This window comes from Streptomyces piniterrae, from assembly GCF_005048155.1.
GTDB lineage: Bacteria > Actinomycetota > Actinomycetes > Streptomycetales > Streptomycetaceae > Streptomyces > Streptomyces piniterrae.
Map to the genome: position 1 here is coordinate 89,470 of NZ_SUMB01000013.1, position 15,752 is coordinate 105,221.

At 70.9% G+C, this 15,752-nt stretch carries 8 protein-coding genes; all 8 read left to right on the top strand.

Annotated features, from left to right (window positions below; genetic code table 11):
• Nucleotides 1–27 precede the first annotated feature (27 nt).
• The 8 genes from FCH28_RS30945 (at nt 28) to FCH28_RS30980 (ending at nt 15,700) form a co-directional block, all read left to right on the top strand.
• On the top strand, nt 28–1,044 hold the full coding sequence (locus FCH28_RS30945; protein ID WP_136743498.1) for an ABC transporter substrate-binding protein: 1,017 nt from the start codon (nt 28–30) through the stop codon (nt 1,042–1,044).
• A gap of 568 nt (nt 1,045–1,612) precedes the next feature.
• On the top strand, nt 1,613–2,803 hold the full coding sequence (locus FCH28_RS30950; protein WP_136743499.1) for an ATP-grasp domain-containing protein: 1,191 nt from the start codon (nt 1,613–1,615) through the stop codon (nt 2,801–2,803).
• Nucleotides 2,804–3,000: 197 nt separating this feature from the next.
• Nucleotides 3,001–4,740, top strand: coding sequence for an IucA/IucC family protein (locus tag FCH28_RS30955; protein ID WP_136743661.1), 1,740 nt, complete (start codon nt 3,001–3,003; stop codon nt 4,738–4,740).
• Between the two features lie 29 nt (nt 4,741–4,769).
• Nucleotides 4,770–6,113 carry an MFS transporter gene (locus FCH28_RS30960; RefSeq protein WP_246103404.1) on the top strand — a complete coding sequence of 448 codons (1,344 nt, stop codon included), beginning with the start codon at nt 4,770–4,772 and terminating at the stop codon, nt 6,111–6,113.
• Entirely contained in the window at nt 6,101–7,879 is a 1,779-nt protein-coding gene (locus tag FCH28_RS30965) for an IucA/IucC family protein (protein WP_136743501.1), read from the top strand. The genes FCH28_RS30960 and FCH28_RS30965 overlap by 13 nt, the downstream gene beginning before the upstream one ends.
• On the top strand, nt 7,876–9,249 hold the full coding sequence (locus FCH28_RS30970) for a type III PLP-dependent enzyme (RefSeq protein WP_136743502.1): 1,374 nt from the start codon (nt 7,876–7,878) through the stop codon (nt 9,247–9,249). The genes FCH28_RS30965 and FCH28_RS30970 overlap by 4 nt, the downstream gene beginning before the upstream one ends.
• 278 nt (nt 9,250–9,527) lie before the next feature.
• Nucleotides 9,528–10,778, top strand: coding sequence for an NAD(P)/FAD-dependent oxidoreductase (locus FCH28_RS30975; protein ID WP_136743503.1), 1,251 nt, complete (start codon nt 9,528–9,530; stop codon nt 10,776–10,778).
• 614 nt (nt 10,779–11,392) lie between these two features.
• Entirely contained in the window at nt 11,393–15,700 is a 4,308-nt protein-coding gene (locus FCH28_RS30980) for a bifunctional nitrate reductase/sulfite reductase flavoprotein subunit alpha (protein ID WP_136743504.1), read from the top strand.
• The last annotated feature ends 52 nt before the right edge of the window (nt 15,701–15,752 follow it).

Genomic DNA, 15,752 nt, shown 5'->3' on the forward strand with positions numbered 1-15,752 from the left:
CGCTCCCCAAAAGAAAGTCGAACCCGCATGTTCAGCAGACTCTCCCTCCGCGGCATCGGGCGGCTGCTCGCCGCGCTGCTCGCCGTCGTTCTGGGTACCGCCGCCCTCGCCGCCTGTGGTGGCGAAAAGTCCTCGGGCGGCGACGACGCGGCCAAGTCCGGTGCCTCCGGCGCCTTCCCGCGGACCGTCAAGACCGTCAAGGGCGACGTGAAGATCCCCTCGCAGCCCAAGCGCGTCGTCGTCCTGGACACCGGTGAGCTCGACGACGTCACCATGCTCGGCATCAAGCCGGTCGGCGCGGTCTCCCCGCACATGAAGACCGAGGGCGGCTTCCCGACGTACCTCAAGGACGAGGTCAAGGGCGTCACGGACGTCGGCCCGCTGCTGGAACCGAACCTGGAGAAGATCGCCTCCCTCAAGCCCGACCTGATCCTGTCGTCCAAGGTCCGGCACGACAAGATCTACGACAAGCTCAAGGCGCTCGCGCCGACCGTCTTCACCGAGACCACCGGCGGCCCCTGGAAGGCGAACCTGAAGGCGCACGCCGAGGCCCTGGGCCTGGAGAAGCAGGCCGCCAAGCGGCTCAAGTCGTATGAGGCGCAGGCCAAGGCGCTGGGCGCGGCCATCAAGAAGAAGTACGACGGCAAGATGCCGTCCGCCTCGGTGGTCCGCTTCGTCGCCGGCCCGACCCGCCTCTACCAGAAGTCCTCCTACAGCGGTGTCGTCCTCAACGACATCGGCCTGACGCGTCCGAAGTCGCAGAACTCCACCGACCCGGAGAAGACGATGCTCGACGTCAGCCCGGAGGAGATCGACAAGGCCGACGCCGACCTGGTCTTCGTGACCGTGGCCGACACCCCGGACAAGACCCAGCAGAAGGACGTCACGTCCAACCCGGTCTGGAAGGACCTGCCCGCCGTCAAGAACGACAAGGTCTTCGACGTGCCGGACGAGACCTGGATGTCCGGCATCGGCATCCAGGCCGCCGAGCACATGCTCGCCGACGTGGCCAAGGCCACCGGTGTGAAGCTGCCGAAGGCCTGACCGGCCGCGACGCCGGGCCACTGATGCCTGACCTGCCGTCACAACCCGCCGTCACAGGTGAGCAGGTTTCGGCCGGTTCCCGGTGTGCGCCTCGTGTTCCACGCGGCGCACACCGGGAGGGGCACGGTTGACCTGCAAGGGACGCTCCGCCTCGCCGCTCCACCTCGCAGGTCCGCCTGGCCGGTCAAGCTCTCCAGCCCACCTCGCCGGTCCGCCTCGCCTCGCGCTCCTGCCTTCGCTCCTGCCTGCTTCTTCGTTACTTCGTACCTCGCTGCTCGCCCCTCTCTCCGCAACTCCTCTCTCGGTAACTCGCCCGTTCTCTCCGTAACTCGCCCGCGCCTTCCGCCCCTTGCCAGTGACCTCCGCTTCTTGCCAGTGACCTCCACCTCTTGTCAGTGACCTTGTTCTAGCGGGCGTGCCTTCCGCCTCTTGCTGGTGGCCTTCGCCTCTTGCCTGCTGCCTCCTTTTATCCGGCAACGATTACAGAGGGTGATTGGTTCCCTCCGTGGCGTTACCGAAGCGCCCACTCATGTCCCCGCACCACCCCCGATCCCGAAGGGGCCCGCTCATGCGGATGTATCTGCTCGCTCTCAATCCAACCGACTCGGTCACCGATGGATTCCTGCCCGCCGCGGCCCGTCTCGGTCTCGATGTCACGGTCCTGACGGACCAGCCCGAGGCGCACCGGCGCACCTACCCCGAGATCGAGGTTGTGGAGTGCGACGTCCGTGACTTCCGCGCCGTCATCTCCCGCATAGCCACCCACCACCCGGCCACCGCGGTCTTCAGCAACAGCGACCATCTGCAGACCCAAGCGGCGCTGGTCGCCGACTACTTCGGGCTGCCCGGCAAGGACTGGCGGGCCGCACTGCGGGCCAAGAACAAGGCGGAGATGCGCCGCCATCTCGCCGCGGCCGGCGCCGACACCGTGCGGACCGCCGAGCTGGCGCCGGGCCAGGACCCGTCCGCGCTGGCCGGTGCCGGCCTGCCGTATCCCTGCGTCCTCAAGCCCCGCGAGGGCGTGGCCAGCGAGGATGTGATGCTGGTCGGCGACGCCGAGGAACTGGTGGTGCGCGCCAAGGAGGTTCAGGAGCGGCGGCCCGGGGCGGCACTGGTCGCCGAGGAGTTCCTGCCCGGTGAGCTCTTCACCCTGGAGACGCTCGGCGACGGGCGGGTGCGGCATGTGCTGGGCGGCTTCCACACCGCCGTCTCGCCGCCCCCGGCCTTCATCGAGGAGCGGCTGGACTTCGTCGCCGACCAGCCCGAGCCCGTCGTCGCCCAGGTGCTGGCCCAACTCGACGCGCTGGGCGTCGGTTTCGGGGCCTGTCACACCGAGTTCGTGGTGCACGAGGGGCGGGCGCGGCTCATCGAGGTGAACTACCGCGTCATCGGCGACCAGTGCGATCTGCTGTTGGCGCAGCTGCTGGAGATCCCGCTGTTCGAGCACATCCTGCGTACGCATCTGGGCGAGCCGCTGCCCGCCGACCTCGGTGCCCGGCGTGACGCCGCGGGCCGGGTGGAGTACGCACTCGCCGACCGGGCCGGGACACTCACCGGCGCGCCGGACGCCGTGGACCGCGAGGTGGACGGCGTGCGGGTGAGCTACCGGCCGCTGCGTCCGGTCGGTACCGAGCATCCGCTGTATCGCACCAACCGCGACTACCTGGGTGTATTGCGGGTCACCGGCGCGGACCGGGCGGCCGTGGACCGGGTCGCGGACGGCTTCTTCGCCACCGAGCGCTGGGAGATCTCGTCGTGAGCGTCGCCGTCGACACACTCACGGGCCGGACCGGAGACGGGGCGACCGGAGGCGGAGCGGCCGGACGCGGGCCGACCGGATCGGCCAGCTCGGCCAGCTCGGCTGACTCGACCGGCTCGACTGACGCAGCTGACGCGGGTGACTCGACCGGCTCAGCTGCCCCGACCGACCCGACCGCCCCGGCCGAGGAGTCGGAGCTGCTGCTGCGGGTGCTGAGCGCGCTGCTGCGGGAGGACGTCGTCGGGCTGCGCACCCGCGGCACCGTGCTGGAGCGGCCGGACGGCCCGTGGCTGCGGCTGCCCGCCGGCCCGGACGCCGGTGCACTGTTGCTGCCGCTGGGTCCGGACGGCTATCAGAGCGAGTACGCGGCCCGGCTGCCGCTGCTCGTCCGTGAGTCCGACGGCGCGCGGCTGACCTCGGTCGACGAGGTCCTGGCCGCGTTGGGTGCGCTCGCCGACCCGGCGGACCGGGCGGGCTTCGACGCCTTCGCCGAGGAGTGCCGGCAAACGCTGGCGACGATGCGGCTGCACGCCAGGACCGGGGAGGAGGTGGCGGCCGAGCTGACGAAGCGTCATGGGCCGTCCGTCGATTCCTGGCTGGGGCTGGACGGGGGCCTGGCGTACGACACGCTCGCGGCCCGGCACGACCATCCCGTGTACCCGACCGCGCGCGGCCGCTCCGGTCTGGACGAGGCCCGAATACGGGCGTACGCACCGGAGTTCCGGCCGCACTTCGCGCTGCGCTGGCTGGCCGTGCCGCGCCGGGCGATCACCGTGGCGGGCGGGGCGGCGGCGCTGCCCGGCTGCTGGCCGACGCCGGCCGAGCTGGGGCTGCCGCAGCTCGGTGAGAGCCATCTCGCGCTTCCTGTGCATCCGTTGACGCTCGGTGATCCGCTGCAGGAGGCCCTGGCCGCGACCGGTCTGGAGGGCGAGGCGGTGCTCTCCGAGCGGGCGCTGCTCGGTGTGGTGCCGACGTTGTCGATGCGGACCGTGGCCGTGGGCGCCGATCCCCGGCTGCATCTGAAGCTTCCGCTGGCCACCTCGACGCTGGGGCTGCGCAACCGGCGCACCATCAAGCCCCCGACGCTCGTCGACGGCGCCGCGGGCCAGCGGCTGCTGGCGAAGGTCATCGCCCGTGAGCCGCGGTTCGCGGAGTCGGTTCTGCAGGCCGATGAGACGGGGTACGCGCACGCCGGTCATGAGTTGCTGGCCGTGCTGTGCCGGCGCTATCCGGCGGGTCTGGACGGCAGCGCGGTGGTGCCGATGGCGGCGTTGCTCGGCCGGGCGCCCGGTGGGCGGCTGGTGATCGACGAGCTCGCCGACCGTTTCTACGGCGGCGACCCGCTGGCGCTGCTGGACGCCTGTCTGACCCTGCTCTTCGACTGGCAGACCACGCTGTTCGGCTATGGCATCGGTCTGGAGTCGCACCAGCAGAACATCTCGCTGGTGCTGGACGAGGGGGCGCGCGGCACCCGGCTGCGGCTGCTGTTCAAGGACAACGACGGGCCGCGGATCAACACCGTGCGGCTGCGGGACGCCCTGGGCGCGGACGCCCCGGACCCCGGGGATTTCGCCGATCCGCGGATCTTCTCCGAGCAGGACCGGCCGGTGCTGGACCTGTTCGCCACCATCACCGTCCATCTGTGTGCGGGTTCCTACGCCTTCGGGCTGGCGCGGCACGGGCGGGCGCCGCTCGGCCGGCTGCTGGCCCTGGTCCGCGACCGGCTCGCGGAGGCGGTCGAGCGGCTGGGTACCGCGCCGGGCGAGCCGGGTGCCGTACTGCGGTCGTATGTGCTGGACGCCGGGGAGTTGCCGGTCAAGGCCATGGTCAGCGCCGGAACCCTGTTGTCCAAGGAGCGTTCGGGCGCGGCCGACATCAACAAGCACTACACCACCGGCCCCAATTACCTGCTGCCGACGCTGCCGACGGGGATGTGACGACGATGCGGATAAGCCCGACGAGAACCGTGGCCGCGCGCCGTGCGGATGCGGCCGCTGTGGAGACGAAGGTCGGCCGGGGGCTCGCTCCCCGTCAGGTGTACGCGGTGGCGGGCTGCTACTTCGTGGCGTCGTTCGCCGCGCTGGGTCTGCCGCCGTACCTCACCGAGATCCTTCCGGAGCTGGGCGACGAGGCCGCTCGCTGGGCGGGGTTGCTGTACATCGTGCCGACGATCTTCGGTGCCGTCGGTGCGCCGTTGTGGGGGCGGCTCGCCGACCGGTTCGGCCGTAAACGGCTGTTGCTGCGGGCGCAGTTGGGTCTGGCCGCGGCGTTTCTGCTGGCGGGCTGGGCCGATTCGCTGGTCACCTTCGCGGCGGCGCTGGTGCTCCAGGGGGTGCTGGGCGGCACGTTCTCCGCGTCGAACGGCTATCTGGGGGCGGCGCTGGAGGGCGGTGCGCTGTCCCGGGCGCTGACGCTGATGCAGGGCAGTGCGCGGGCGGCGCTGGTGTTCGCGCCGATCGTGGTCGGGGCGCTGACGCCGTGGCTGTCGCCGCACCGGCAGTATGCGCTGATGGCGTTGCTGCCGCTGGCCGCGGCGGTGATGCTGGCGGCTCTGCCGGAGCCGCCGCGTATCGGCGCTGCTGGGCCTTCGGGTTCTTCGGGTTCTTCGGGTTCTTCGCAGGGCCGGGCTGCCGCGGAGGGTGAGGCGGCCGGGCCGGTCGAGGCCGTCGAGGCCGCGGAGGGCGATTCGGCGGGGCGTGCCCCGGCGGCGTCCCTGCGGGCCCTGTACGCGCTGGAGTTCGCGTTCGTCTTCTCCACCGTCATCTCGTTCCCGTACCTGATCGCGCTGATCAAGGAGCGGATTCCGGGTGCCGGCCCGATGGTGTCGGGTGTCCTGTTCGCTCTGCCGCACATGTGTTATCTGGTCGCGGCGATCGCGGTGCACTCGCTGTTCCGGAGCCGTCCGCGGCTCGGCATCGTACTCGGTTTCGGCTGTATCGCGCTGGGCCTGGCGGGGCACGGCGTCGCGGACTCGCTGACCGCGTTCATCGCGGTACGGCTGGTGCTCGGTGCCGGGCTCACGATGGGCCTGGTGTGTCTGTCGGTGCTCGCCGCCGACTGTGCGAAGGGCCGTGCCCCGGGTGGGCTGTTCGGCTCGATCGAATTCTTCTCCAAGGCGGGTGCGGTTGCCGCCGGAGTGGCCGCCGCGGCCGGCAACGACTGGTTCGGTCCCGCCGCGCCCGTTCTGACCGGGACCGCGGCAGCGCTGGCCGCCGTCCTCGCGGTCGCCGGCCCCGGCCTGCTGCCGCGCCTCCTTCCCCGTCTCCCCCGTAGTCTCCGGAACCGCAGGAGCCATCGATGCCCTCGCTGACCAATACGCCCGGCACCGGTACGGCCCCGGCCGCCCCCGCCGGTCTGCCCACCGCCGACCGGGCCGTGGCGCACACGCTGTTGAACTGCCTGCTCCGCGAGGTCTCCGGACCCGAGCACCAGACCGCCGTCGATCACGGCCGGCTGCTGCTGCGGCTGCCGCGTCGCGGTGTGCTGCTGCGGGTCGGGCTGCGCCGTACGTCGCTGCTCGGTGCGCACCGGTTCACCGGCCCGGTGGCCGAGGAGACCGCGGAGGGGTGGGCGGAGGTCGGCTGGCGCCGGCTGGCCGAGTATGTGCATGCCGAGTTGTCGCTGCGGACGGGGGTGCGCAACGAGGAGTTCCTGGCGCAGATCGAGTCCAGCCATCAGGCGGTGGCGGCGGCGCTGGCCGCTCGTGGCGCGTCCGGTCCGCCCGCCGCCGACGGCGGTGACGAGTGGCAGGCCGGCTATGTGGCGTCCGAGCAGTCGCTGATCCTGGGCCACCGTTTCCATCCCACGCCCAAGGCCCGCACCGGGGATCCGGCCGACTGGCAGGCGTACGCGCCGGAGGCCGGGGCGTCGTTCCCGCTGCTGCTGCTCGCCGTCCGCGACGGGCTGATAGCGGAGGAGTGCGCCACGCCCGGTGCCACGGCCCCCTTGGACGCGCTGGCCGGCGAGGTCCCGGACGGCTACCGGCTGCTGCCGGCCCACCCCTGGCAGTACGAGTTGCTGCGGGGGCACGCCGGCCTCCAGGAAGCGCTGGATCGCGGCGACATCCTCGTCCTGGGCCACAGTGAGACCCCGTTCGCGGCGACCGCGTCGGTCCGCACGCTGTACGACGGTGCGTCCTTCCTGAAGTTCAGTCTGAACGTCCGGATCACCAACTGCCTTCGTAAGAACGCCAGTTACGAGCTGTCCGGGGCGGTCGCGCTGACCCGGCTGCTGGAGCCGGTGCTCGCCGACCTGGCGACCCGCTTCCCCGGCAGCGCGGTGCTGCGCGAGCCCGCCTACCGGAGTCTGGCGCTGCCCGGCGCCGATGGGCGGCCGGACACCGAGTTGCTCGAAGGATTCGGCGTGATCATCCGCGAGGGGCTTTCCCGGCGGCTGCTGCCGGGCACCACGCCGCTGCTGGCGGCCGCCGTCGCCGACGAGTACCCGAGCAGCGCGGCCCATATCTCCCGCCTGCTGGACGGCGCGGGGCCGCAGGCCGCGCTGGAGTGGTGGGCCGCCTATCTGAATCTGCTGGTCCCGCCGGTGCTCGCCGCGTATTTCGATCACGGCATGGTGCTGGAACCGCATCTGCAGAACGTGCTGGTCTGCGTCGACGGCGACGGTATGCCCGCGCAGGTCCTCTTCCGTGATCTGGAGGGCACGAAGCTCGTCCCCGAGCACCACACCGAGCTGCTCGCCTCGCTGCCGGAGGCGGTCGCCGGGCCGATGACGTACGACGCGCAGCGCGGCTGGGACCGGGTGGTGTACTGCCTGCTGGTCAACCATGTGGCGGAGATGCTGGCCGCGCTCGCCGATCTGCATCCGGACGCCGAGGCGGAGCTGTGGGCGCAGGTGCGGCGCACTCTGCAGACCTACGCGGACCGGTACGGCTGCCCGCCGCGGCTGGCCGCCCTGCTGGCCGGGGTGCCGCTGCCCGCGAAGGCCAATCTGCTCACCCGCTGGGAGCGCAAGGCCGACCGGGAGGCCGGCTATGTGCTGCTGCCCTCGCCGCTGGCCGAGTCCGTTCTGTCCGGTGCCGTGCGCACCGACGACACCACCCCCTGGAGCGCCCGATGACCGCCCCCACTCCCGCCGTCCGGGAGCGCGCCCTGTCCCTGCGCGCCGAGGAACTCCCCGCGTACATCTACGACTTGGGGGCTCTGCGGGCCCATATGGCCGAGGTGCGGGCGGCGCTGCCCGAGCGTGTGGAGCTCTACTACGCGGCGAAGGCCAACCCTGAGCCGGAGATCCTGGCGGCGCTGCGCCCGTATGTCGACGGTTACGAGGTCTCCTCGGGCGGCGAACTGGCGCATGTCGGCAAGGCGGTGCCCGATGCGCCGCTGGCCTTCGGTGGTCCCGGCAAGACGCCGAAGGAGATCACCCAGGCTCTCGAAATCGGCGTGCGGCGCTTCCATGTGGAGAGCGTCTACGAGCTGCACATGCTGGCCGGCCTCGCCGCCGATCTCGCGCCGGAGCGCCGTATCGCGGTCCTGGCACGCTTCAACCTGCCGGTCGACGACGGTTCCCTGGACGGCAGTTCGCTGGCGATGGGTGGCCGGCCCACCCCGTTCGGGCTGGACCCGGAGCAGGCGGACGAGGTGGTCGCGCTGCTCACCGACGGCACCTACCCGAACCTCGAACTCGTCGGCGTACACGCCCATTTGGCGAGCGGGCTGGAGGCGCCGGAGCAGCTGGCCGTGTCGGAGGCGATCGTGACGTGGGCGGCGCAGCTCGCCTGGCGTCACCGGGTCGGCCTGTCGGAGGTGACCATCGGTGGCGGGATGGCCGTCGACTACGCCGCCCCGGAGCGGCGCTTCGACTGGCCGGCGTACGGGGCGGGCCTGGCCCGGTTGGCGGCGGCCCACCCGGCGCTCACGCTGCGCATCGAGCCGGGGCGCGCGCTGACCGCGTACTGCGGCTGGTATGCGACCGAGGTGCTGGATGTGAAGCACAGTCACGGCGAGGAGTTCGCCGTGGTCCGCGGCGGCACCCACCATCTGCGCACCCCCGCGACCAAGGGCCACGACCAGCCCTGCACGGTGCTGCGGTCCGACGAGCCGTGGCCGCACCCCTGGCCGCGGTCCGCGGCGCGCGGCGACCGTGTCACCGTCACCGGCCAGCTGTGCACCCCGAAGGATGTCCTGTCCCGCGATGTCCCGGCGCCGGGGCTGCGGTCGGGCGACCGGGTGGTGTTCGGCGTGGCCGGGGCGTACGCCTGGAACATCTCGCATCACGACTTCCTGATGCATCCGCACCCGGAATTCCACTTCCTCGATTCTGCGGGTGGCGTCGAGGGGTCTGCGGGGGGCGTCGACGGTGCTGGGGAGGTCGCTCTCGGTGCGGTGGAGGGTGTCGTTTCAGGTACGGCCGAGGATGTCGTCGTCGGCAGGGCAGAGCGCGTCCACGGCAGGGGGGAGCGTCTCCTGGGCATGGTGGAGGACGGCTGAGGGCATGTCAGCACCGCGGCCCCGTCCGCGCCCACCCCTCCCGCGGGCATCCGTCACCCTCCCCGGCCCTACCCCTCCCTCTGACCCCACAGGTACCCCTCATCACCCCTGACCCCACTGGTCCCACTGGCCGCCGACCACACCATCGGCGGTACCTGCCCGGCAGGCCAGCGGGTACTTGATGATCGGGTACTTGATGATCTGGAGGCGCCCGGGGCCGCGTACGACGGCATGGGCCGCGTGGGCTGCGGGCAGCGCAGACGGGAGCTGAGCGCGACATGGCCGGGAACGCCGGGAACGCCGGGAACACAGCATTCACGATCGTCGGAGCGGGCCTGGCCGGCGCGAAGGCCGCGGAGACGCTGCGCGCGGAAGGCTTCGACGGCCCGATCGTCCTGCTGGGCGACGAGCGCGAGCGCCCCTACGAGCGCCCGCCGCTGTCGAAGAGCTACCTCCTGGGCACGTCCGAGAAGGAGCAGGCGTTCGTGCACCCGCCGGAGTGGTACTCCCAGCACGGGGTCGACCTGCGGCTGGGCACCACGGTCACCGGGATCGACCCGGACGGGCACCGGCTGACCCTCGCCGACGGCAGCCACCACGACTACGCGAAATTGCTGCTCACCACCGGCTCCACACCGCGCCCGCTGCCGGTGCCGGGCGCGGACCTCGACGGGGTGCTCTATCTGCGGCGCCTCGCGGACAGCGACCGGCTGAAGGAGACGTTCCGCGCGGCGTCCCGGGTCGTGGTGATCGGCGCCGGCTGGATCGGCCTGGAGACGACGGCCGCCGCCCGCGCCGCCGACGTCGAGGTGACCGTGCTGGACACGGCCCAGGTCCCCCTGCAGCGGGTGCTGGGCCGCGAGGTCGGCCAGATCTTCGCCGAGCTGCACACCGACCACGGGGTGGACCTGCGCTGCGGCACCCAGATCGCGCAGATCACGGGCAGCGGCGGGCATGCGGACGGCGTGCTGCTGGCCGACGGCACGCGCGTCGAGGCGGACGCGGTGATCGTCGGTGTCGGCGTCACCCCCAACAGCGGGCTCGCCGCGGCCGCCGGACTCGACGTCGGCAACGGCGTCCACGTCGACGCGCGGCTGCGCACCTCCCACCCCGACGTCTACGCGGCCGGCGACGTCGCCAGCGCGTTCCACCCGCTGCTGGGCAAGCACATCCGCGTCGAGCACTGGGCCAACGCCCTCCACCAGCCGCAGACCGCGGCCCGGGCCATGCTCGGCCAGGACGTGATCTACGAGCGGCTGCCGTACTTCTTCACGGACCAGTACGACCTGGGCATGGAGTACACCGGCTACGTCGACCCCGACGCCTACGACCGGGTCGTCTTCCGCGGCAGCACCGAATCCCGCGAGTTCATCGCCTTCTGGCTGGCCGGGCGTCGGGTGCTGGCCGGCATGAACGTCAACCTCTGGGATGTCACCGATCCGATCCGCGCGCTGGTGGCCAGCGGGCAGACGGTCGACGAGATCGCTCTCGCGGATCCGGACGTCCCGCTGGGCGAGCTCGTGATGTGACGTCTCGACGACTGCCTCGACGCCTCATGTGGTGACGGGCTGGCTGCTGAGCCGCGCGTGGTCCGGCAGTCCCGGTCGCCCTGCTGTTCCACACGTCCGCCCTGCTGCGCCGCACGTCCTGCTGTTTCGCGTGTCCTCCTGCTCCCCCCGTTCTGCGCGCCCTGCTGGCCCGCGCGTCCGTTCTCCCGCCCTGGCTCTCCTTTCCTTGTCTGCCTTCTGTTTCTCCCCGTCTCCTTTCCTCTTGTTCTCCTCTCGCCCCTGCCCTCGGGGCCTGCTTCGCCGTGTGTGTTTCTCCGCCTCTTGCCTGCCTCCTCTTTCCGGCAACGATTACGGAGAGTGATTCGTTCCTTGCGTCAAGGTGCTGTTGACGGTGAGTTTCAGGACCTGGCCGGGAGGGGTCCTCACGTTGGGGCGGGGGCGGTTGTGTGGTGGGTGTAACGACCGATGATCGGTCACTGTGACACTCGGGAAACGGGCGATTCGTACCCTCGTGCGCAGAGGATCCGACCGGAGGGGCCGACCGGAAGGCCGCGAGGGCTCGGCCGGATGGGCGAGCCGAGCGGAGAGAGCGCGGATCGGGTCCTGGCACGCAGCCGACACGAAGGGACCCGTCCGTGGCCGTACCGGAGTCGCAGACCGACAGCGCAGGCAGCACGACGCAGGTGCGGACGGTGTGCTCGTACTGCGGTGTCGGCTGCGGGATCGTGCTCGATGTCGGGACCGGGGCGGACGGGCGGCGTACGGTGCGCAAGGCGTCCGGGGACAAGGGGCATCCGGCGAATGCCGGGCGGCTGTGTACCAAGGGCGCGACCAGTGCCGATCTGCTGGCGGCGCCGGGCCGGCTGGATACCGCGCTGGTGCGGGCCGAGCGGGGCGACGAGCCGGCGCCGCGGGCGATGGACGCGGCGGTGAAGGAGACGGCGCGGCGGCTGCGCGCGATCGTCGATGAGCACGGGCCGGACGCCGTCGCGCTGTATGTCTCCGGTCAGATGACGCTGGAGGCGCAGTATTTGGCGAACAAGCTCGCCAAGGGTTTTCTGCGGACCCGTCAGATCGAGTCCAATTCGCGATTGTGCATGGCGAGTGCGGGCAGTGGTTACAAGCTGTCGCTGGGTGCGGACGGTCCGCCCGGGTCGTATCAGGATTTCGAGCATGCGGATGTGTTCTTCGTCATCGGGTCGAATATGGCGGACTGTCATCCGATTCTTTTCCTGCGGCTGATGGAGCGGGTCAAGGCGGGCGCGAAGCTGATCGTGGTCGATCCGCGGCGTTCCGCGACCGCGGCCAAGGCGGATCTGTTTCTGCAGATCAGGCCGGGTACGGATCTGGCGTTGCTGAACGGGTTGCTGCATTTGTTGGTGCAGAACGGCCATACGGATGCGGAGTTCATCGCCGAGCACACGGAGGGGTGGGAGGCGATGCCGGGTTTCCTGGCGGACTATCCGCCCGCGACGGTCGCCGAGATCACCGGGATTCCGGAGGCGGATATCCGGCGGGCCGCCGAGTGGATCGGTGCGGCGGGTGACTGGATGAGTTGCTGGACGATGGGGCTGAATCAGAGCACGCACGGCACGTGGAACACCAATGCTCTGGTCAATTTGCATCTGGCGACCGGTGCGATCTGTCGTCCGGGCAGTGGCCCGTTCTCGCTCACCGGGCAGCCGAATGCGATGGGCGGCCGCGAGATGGGCTATATGGGGCCGGGGCTGCCGGGGCAGCGGTCGGTGCTGGTGGCCGAGGACCGTGCGTTCGTCGAGGAGTTGTGGGGTGTCGCGCCGGGGACGTTGCGGGCGGACGGGGCGGGTCAGGGGACCGTCGAGATGTTCCGGCGGATGGCGGACGGGGAGATCAGGGCCTGCTGGATCATCTGCACCAATCCTGTCGCTTCGGTGGCCAATCGGAAGACGGTCATCGAGGGTTTGGAGGCTGCGGAGTTCGTTGTCGCGCAGGATGTTTTCGCGGAGACCGAGACCAATGCGTATGCCGATGTCGTGCTGCCGGCCGCTATGTGGGCGGAGTCCGAGGGCGTGATGGTCAATTCGGAGCGGAATCTCACGCTGGTGCGGCGGGCCGTCGATCCGCCGGGCGAGGCGTGGCCGGACTGGCGGATCATCGCGCGGGTCGCTTGTGAGATGGGGTATGAGGACGCGTTCGGTTATGAGAGCGCGGAGGAGATTTTCGCGGAGATCCGGCGGGCGTGGAATCCGAGGACCGGTTATGACTTGCGGGGTGTGACGTATGAGCGGCTGCGGCGTGGTCCGGTGCAGTGGCCCAGTGCTTCTGTCGACGGGCCCGACCGGAATCCGGTGCGTTATGTCAATGACGGTGTCAGTCAGGCGCCGGTGGTGCGGCCGGACGGTACGCGGCCCCGGTTGTCGTTTCCGACGGACAGCGGGCGGGCGGTGTTCTTCGCCCGGCCGCATCTGCCCCCGGCCGAAATGCCCGATGACGATTACCCGTTCGTCCTGAACACCGGTCGTCTTCAGCATCAGTGGCACACCCTGACCAAGACAGGCAAGGTCGCCAAGCTGAACAAGCTCAATCCGGGGCCTTTCGTGGAGATCCATCCGCAGGATGCGGACGGTCTGGGCATTGCGGAGGGCGACTCGGTCGAGGTCGCGTCCCGGCGTGGGCGGGCGGTGCTGCCGGCGGTCGTGACCGACCGGGTGCGGCCCGGGGGCTGTTTCGCGCCGTTCCATTGGAACGACCTGTTCGGTGAGTACCTGAGCGTGAACGCGGTGACGAATGACGCGGTCGATCCGGTGTCGTTCCAGCCGGAGTTCAAGGTGTGTGCGGTGTCTCTGGCGAAGGTGGCCGTGGGGTCGGGGGGTGGCGAGCAGCGGGAGCTTGTGGGGGCCGTGCCGGGGGATGGCGGTGGGGCGTCGGGGTCCTCGGTGGCGGGTGCGGTGGCGGTGCTGGCGGATGTGTTCCGGCTCGGTGGGGTGGCTCCGCCGGAGCTGACCGATCATGAGCGCCGTTATCTCTCCGGGTTCCTGTCCGGCCTGGGCTCCGGGGCGGCGGGCACGCCCGTACTGCCGTCGCATGCGCCGTTCCGTTCGGAGAGCGCGCTGTGGGTCAACGGGGTGTTGGCCGGGATGTTCTCGCGCGCGGCGGAGTCGCCGGCGCCGCAGGTCGGGGGTGCCGCCGGGGGTGCGGTGCCGGCGGCTGCCGATGGCCGTGCCGCGGCCGGCCCTGCCGCCGGGCGTGAGGTGATCGTGCTGTGGGCGTCGCAGACGGGGAACGCGGAGGAGGTCGCCGCCGAGGCGGCCCGGCGGCTGGCGGACACCGGGCGGGCGGCGCGGCTGGTCGGTATGGATGAGAGTTCGCTGGCGGCCCTGCCGCGTACCGCGGATCTGCTCATCGTCACGAGCACGTTCGGTGACGGCGATGCGCCCGACAACGGGTCGGGTTTCTGGGAGACGCTGAGCGCGCCCGACACTCCGCGGTTGGACGGTGTGCGGTACTCGGTTCTGGCGCTGGGTGATTCCTCGTACGACGATTTCTGCGGGCATGGCCGCCGTCTCGATCAGCGGCTCGACGAGTTGGGCGCGGTGCGTCTGGTTCCGCGTACCGACTGCGAACCGGATTACGAGCAGCCGGCGGGGCAGTGGTTGGAGCAGGTGCTGACGGCGTTGGGTGTGCCGGGGGATGCGGAGGGTGCGGGGGATGCGGGGGATGCTGGGGCCGGGGAGGCGCGGCCCGGTCCGGCGTCCGCGCCACGGGACGTCGCGTCACCCGGCGCCGCATCGCCGAGCACCGGGTCACCGAGCACCGCATCGCCGGCTCCCGCCCGTCCCTCCAAGGCCGCGCCCGCCACCGCCCGTCTGGTGGGGAACCGGCTGCTCAGCCTCCCCGGGGCCGCCAAGGAAGTTCGCCGGTTCACGTTCGACACGCGTGACGGTGATGGTGTCCCGCTTGTTTACGAGGCCGGTGACGCGCTCGGCGTCCGGCCGCTGAACTGCCCGGATCTGGTGGCGGAGTGGCTGGCGGTGACCGGTCTGGATGCGCGTGCCGGTGTCGAGGTCGCGGGGGTCGGGGAGGTGCCGCTCGGCGAGGCCCTGCATCGGCATCTGGACATCGCGAGGATCACGCCGGGTCTGCTGCGGCTTGTCGCCGAGCGCACCCAGGACCGCGTGCTGAAGAAGCTGCTGCGTCCGGACAACAAGGGCGAGCTGGCGCAGTGGACTTGGGGGCGGCAGGCCGTCGACGTCATCGCGGAGTTTCCCGTGCGGGCCGGTGCGGCCGAGTGGGCGGGCATTCTGCCCCGGCTGCAGCCTCGCCTGTATTCCATATCGTCCAGTCCCCTGACGGATCCTGGTCTCGTCAGCCTGACGGTGTCCGTCGTCCGTTACGAGAATCTTCGGGGCCGTCCGCGCAAGGGGGTGGCGTCGACGTATCTCGCGGACGCGCCGTGCGGCAGCCCGGTGCCGGTGTTCGTGCAGCGTGCCGCGCATTTCCGGCCGCCGGCCGACCCTGCCACGCCGGCGGTGATGGTGGGCCCGGGTACCGGCGTGGCTCCGTTCATCGGGTTCCTCGACGAGCGTCGTGCGCTGGGGCATCGGGCGCCCAACTGGCTTTTCTTCGGTGAGCAGCGGCGGGCCACGGACTTCTACTACGCGGACGAACTCGATGAGTTGCGTCGCGAGGGGCTGCTCAGCCGGCTGGACACGGCCTTCTCCCGGGATCAGCGCGCCAAGGTGTATGTCCAGGACCGGATGCGTGAGCATGGCGCGCAGTTGTGGTCGTGGCTTCAGGACGGTGCGCACTTCTATGTGTGTGGTGATGCGTCGCGGATGGCGAAGGACGTCGACCGTGCGTTGCGGGAGATAGCCGTCGCGCATGGGGGTCTGGAGGAGGAGAAGGCGGCGGCGTACGTCAAGCAGCTCGCGGCGGACAAGCGCTATGTGCGGGATGTGTACTGACCGGCGAGGTGTACGGGCCGGCGATGTGTACGGACCGGTCCCTGGTGTTCGG